A 4,921-nucleotide genomic window follows, 5' to 3' on the forward strand; every position below is an offset into this window, starting at 1 on the left:
CGCCATCAGCGACAGCACGCCGCCCTCGCCGCCGTTATCGGCGCGCAGCACGAACATGATGTACTTGATGGTGACGATGATCGTCAGCGACCAGATGATCAATGACAAAACGCCGAGGATATCGCCGCGCTCGGCGACATTGCCGCCCGACGACGCCACCAGCGCCTCACCGAACGCGTAGATCGGGCTGGTGCCAATATCGCCATAGACAACGCCGAGCGCGCCTAGCATCAGCACCTCGGGGCTTTGCTGTTCGATTGCCGGATGGCTCGACTGTTCGACGGGTTCTGCCTCGCTACCAGTATTGGTAAGGACCATGGACGACACTCCGATAAGGGGCGGCCCTCTACCTTTGCTGCACTGCAATATCAAGTGCCGCGACGTAATGGCTCCGTATGCGGACCGCATTTGTTGCCGCACCGGCGGATTGTCTCATACGAAACCACGATCCCGCTCCCGGGCCATTTCCTCGACGAGACACAGGCCAAGGGGACCTGAAGGAGGGCCAGACCGGATGGGCGATGATCTGCGGCAGGAAACGATGGCGCTGCTTGTAGCTGACGGCATGTCTTTCTCCTTTGTGTGTCTGCCAGACGAGCGGGCGGGCACGGAAGTGGTCGCGCTCTGGCTGCCAGACATACTCGTCCAACCTGATGAAAACCTGACTTGTACACCCAGCCCAAACAGGTGCGAGGGGTCGGTCTATTACCAAAGGCTCTGAGGGCTGATTCTCTAGGGTTCGGCATTCAATACACCGAGCGCTTGGCGGCGGCCGGCGTCGAACCCGCAGTGGGCAGTGTCGGCGACTCTTTCGATAATGCTCTCGCGGAAACGATCAACGGTCTTTACAAGGCCGAGGTGATGCATCGACGCGGACCCTGGCGCTCATTCGAGGCCGTCGAGTTCGCCACGCTCGAATGGGTCGACTGCTTCAACAATCCTGCTGGAGCCCATCGGCAACATCCCGCCGGCCGAAGCCGAGGAACGCTACTACGCCATGCTGGATGAACCAGCCATAGCCGCGTGACTCAAACGAAACGGCCACCGGAATGCCCGGGGCAGTTCACATCGCATTTGATGCCAGCTTCATCGTATTTTCTTCGGCTTGGACGGGCACTTGGCAGACCCACAGAGCTGGGAACCCTTTGCCATACTACAACTGTAACATCATATCGGTTTAGCAGGTCAAGCTTCGGTGGTAACCTCATTGGGTAGAATAACTACTTTGGAGGCGAGCAATGGATCGCGATAACAAACGGGCACGTGCAGCTGCAAGATCATCTCAAGGCGTGGGGAGCAGTAGCCTCCGTGACGTTCCAGAGGGGCCATTGAGCGATGTTGCAGAACGGCTGGTAACCGCTAACCCGCGCGATACAGCGCGAAATCTTGGGGGCTTCAAAGGCCTCGGGACGCACGAGCGAACAGCCGTTCGGGGCACTCAACCCGGGCCAGAAACTGACCTCGCGAGATTTGAAAGGCGGACCAATCGGCTTGGACGATCAGCCATCAATCTGGCCGCGACATTAACAGCCGAATTGGGGTACAGCACGGATGACATAGCATTGCAGAAAGTCGGAGCGGCCAGTAATTTAGGCGATTACCTAACGCCAGGGCTGCAAGATGCTATTGTTAATCGCATTGGCAACATGGATCCGCCGTCGCAAGCTCTCGGAGCTTATTACGTTGCGCCACACTTCAGTAAGTTTACTGACGAAAACAAATCTCGCATTCTTGATCAGGCCATTGGATTGGCTTCTTCTGATCCGGATGGCAATGTCAGGATGATGGCATCCAATGCTATTCTCAACATGTATCAACAGTTAGACGCAAACCAACAGGCCCAAGCTCACTCAGTTTTTCCCGGCATGCAAGACATCTTGCCGCACATGCCGCCGCCGCAGCATGCAGCAGAGGAACGGAGTGCGAATCTGGACGGCCACATAGCAGGTATTGAGGCTGCAGTCCGTGATACAGTAGGCCCGCAAACCTCCTATGAACAGCTGCAGCGGGGTGCTCAAGTCGGGCGGTCCATAAGCCAAGCCTACAATCACGCCCGAGAGGACCTAATGGAGGCCACCAGAAGCAGAGATCGCTCCGGCCGTTGATGTCTCGGCCATGGTACAGTGACGCTTTCTCTCCCGAATTCCGTCTACGGCCTTGCCGTTTCCAATTCGCTGGCCGTTGACGTACCTGCTTAGTGTAACTTTCAAAAACCACGTCTGCCGGGTGATGCGCTGCAAGCATCGCACCACCCACTGCGGCATCGATCTGTCGAGCGGCGACATCGCGCGACGCCGGTTCGGTCTCTGAAGCACGCGCAGCATTAGCTACGGCTAATCCGGCAATGGAACAATGCTTTCAACAAAAACGACGCCCCCCAACATAGCCATTAGCATCGCGTGCTCACTCGCCGTGGGCTTCTGTGCGGCAAGTCTTTACGCAACCTTCCGCCACGGCGGCAGCGGCGAGGCTCTGATGGCGTTTGATGTCCGTGCCTTTTGGTTTGAAACGCCCTTCTATTTGGGTTTCGCAACCCCCGTTTTCTATCGGGGCGCGGCTATCGTGCTCTCGACGTCCGCGGTCGTCTTGCTGATTCAGCAGATCGTATTGCGCCGCAAGCTCGAACACCACGGGACGGCTCGTTGGGCTCGAGTGGATGAAATGCGACGCACGGGATATCTGCGACGATACCGTGGCGTGACAGGGCCGGTGTTTGGGAAGACAAGTGGCCCTTTCTGGCCTGGCTACTTCCTGACCAATGGCGAGCAGCCTCACAGCCTCATCGTTGCACCGACCCGCGCTGGCAAGGGCGTCGGCATAGTCATTCCAACGCTACTTACATTCAAAGGCTCGGTGATAGCTCTGGACGTCAAGGGGGAGCTCTTTGAGCTCACCTCGAGGGCGCGCAAAGCCGCAGGTGACGACGTGTTTAAATTCGCGCCGCTGGATTCGGAGCGGCGCACAAACTGCTACAATCCGCTGTTGGATCTTATAGCGCTGCCTCCACAGCAGCAATTCACCGAAGCCCGCCGCTTGGCGGCAAACCTGATTACGGCCAAGGGGGAGGGCGCGGAAGGTTTCGTCAGCGGCGCGCGAGATATCTTTGTCGCGGGAATCCTTGCCTGCATCGAGCGGGGCACGCCAACAATCGGCGCCGTCTATGACCTCTTCGCCCAGCCGGGGGAGAAGTTTAAGCTCTTCGCGCGACTCGCCATGGAGACTCAGAACAAAGAGGCACAACGCATCTTCGACGACATGGCGGGGAACGATACGAAAATCCTAACCTCCTACACTTCCGTGCTCGGCGATGGCGGGCTCAACCTGTGGGCGGATCCTGCTGTAAAGGCGGCCACAAGTCGCTCGGACTTTTCGGTCTATGATCTTCGCCGTCGCAGAACGTGCATCTATCTTTGCGTTGGTCCGAACGACCTTGAGGTGATCGCGCCTTTGATACGCTTGTTTTTTCAGCAAATCGTTTCAATTCTGCAGCGGTCGCTGGCCCGCCGGGATGAAAAGCACGAGGTTCTCTTCCTGCTCGACGAGTTCAAGCACTTGGGTAAGCTTGAGGCGATCGAGACCGCAATCACGACTATCGCGGGCTACAAGGGGCGTTTCATGCTCATCATCCAAAGCCTTTCGGCACTGACGGGGGCTTATGGAGAGGCTGGCAAGCAGAACTTTCTCAGCAATACCGGACTGCAAGTGTTCATGGCCACGGCTGATGACGAGACTCCGAACTACATTTCCAAGGCCATCGGTGAATACACGTTTGAAGCAAAATCGATTTCCCACAGCCAGGCGCGAACGTTCGACTGGACCATTCAGAATTCACATCAAGGTGCACCGCTATTGCGTCCCGAACAGGTTCGGCTGCTCGATGACGACTACGAGATTGTTCTCATCAAAGGTCTGCCACCATTAAAATTGAGGAAGGTGCGTTATTTCTCGGATCGCATTCTGAAACGCATCTTTGAANATCAAAGGTCTGCCACCATTAAAATTGAGGAAGGTGCGTTATTTCTCGGATCGCATTCTGAAACGCATCTTTGAACGCCAGACAGGCGCCCTCCCGGAGCCGGCGCCCTTGACGGGAGCAGAGGAGGCGCTCTCCGCCGAATCTCAACTCGATGACCCGCTGTGTGAATTGGCGCAGGACTTTGACGATACAGTTTGATGTGAGGCTGGTGTGGACCCGGCGAAATAGTAATCCATCCCGTGTAACAGCTTTGTCGCAGGTGCAGGACGCCGGCTTGGAAGACGGGCAAGCGGTCCAGGCCCGGCGAGTGGGCTTTGAGCAGCACGTGTCCGAGGCGCTCCGGCCGCTGTTCGATGGTCGAGCTGACGAGCCGCCAACCAATCCAGAGGAGCTTCTGCGACTGGAACAGGGGTTTCGCGAGGTGCTTCAGCGAGGGCAGGATCATCAAGCCGCCTCGTCTTTTTTCAGCAACCCAGGGATGCCCGATGGACGGGATGACCTCAACAGAAGCGTGTCGGAGGCTTTCGCAAGCTCTGGGACGCCGGAGTTCGGGCCGCCGACCCCAAGTCTTGGCTGCCAGCCGACAGCAGATCCGCCCTTCGCCGGATGAGCTTGACCATGCAACCACCTGCCACCCGAGTGAGTAGTCCCAACAATGAACATTCCACAGCGCTGTTGTGGCCAGCGGAGACGCAGAGGGCCCTGAATGCGCCGCAAGCCGTCGCCATTCAGCAGCAGCTGAGCGAAATCGGCAATTCAGGCGGCCGCGTGCATATGCAGAGAGGCGCTGATGCGATCTCCGGACCGGTAGCTCTCGCTGTAATTGATCAGGCTGGTACTGTTGGAAGGCTTGATCAGCCTGGTCACCCCAATCTCCAGCATAGCTCACTGTCACGCGGCCAACGTGCCTCCGTAGCTAACATCTACGTCAGCGTTGAAGAAGTA

3 protein-coding genes and 2 pseudogenes are annotated in these 4,921 nt (G+C 57.5%); 4 read left to right on the forward strand and 1 reads right to left on the reverse strand.

The window, feature by feature from the left end; translation table 11 throughout:
- A partial coding sequence (locus X750_RS01000000163570; RefSeq protein WP_032904928.1) for a KUP/HAK/KT family potassium transporter occupies nucleotides 1-318 on the reverse strand: 318 nt, incomplete at its 3' end.
- 426 nt (nucleotides 319-744) lie between these two features.
- Here X750_RS01000000163570 and X750_RS01000000163575 point away from each other — a divergent pair.
- The 4 genes and pseudogenes from X750_RS01000000163575 to X750_RS1000000167310 form a co-directional block, all read left to right on the forward strand.
- A pseudogene (locus tag X750_RS01000000163575) lies at nucleotides 745-1,027 on the forward strand (IS3 family transposase); the annotation flags it as partial.
- A gap of 535 nt (nucleotides 1,028-1,562) precedes the next feature.
- Nucleotides 1,563-2,105: a hypothetical protein gene (locus X750_RS1000000167305; protein ID WP_245261254.1), complete on the forward strand. Its 543-nt coding sequence runs from the start codon at nucleotides 1,563-1,565 to the stop codon at nucleotides 2,103-2,105.
- A 247-nt stretch (nucleotides 2,106-2,352) separates the two neighbouring features.
- Nucleotides 2,353-4,050 (forward strand): type IV secretion system ATPase VirD4, encoded by a 1,698-nt coding sequence (gene virD4 / locus X750_RS134370; RefSeq protein ID WP_198021035.1) that lies wholly within the window; start codon nucleotides 2,353-2,355, stop codon nucleotides 4,048-4,050.
- Between the two features lie 544 nt (nucleotides 4,051-4,594).
- A pseudogene (locus X750_RS1000000167310) lies at nucleotides 4,595-4,921 on the forward strand (hypothetical protein); the annotation flags it as partial.

It is taken from the genome of Mesorhizobium sp. LNJC391B00 (genome assembly GCF_000502535.1).
Lineage (GTDB): Bacteria > Pseudomonadota > Alphaproteobacteria > Rhizobiales > Rhizobiaceae > Mesorhizobium.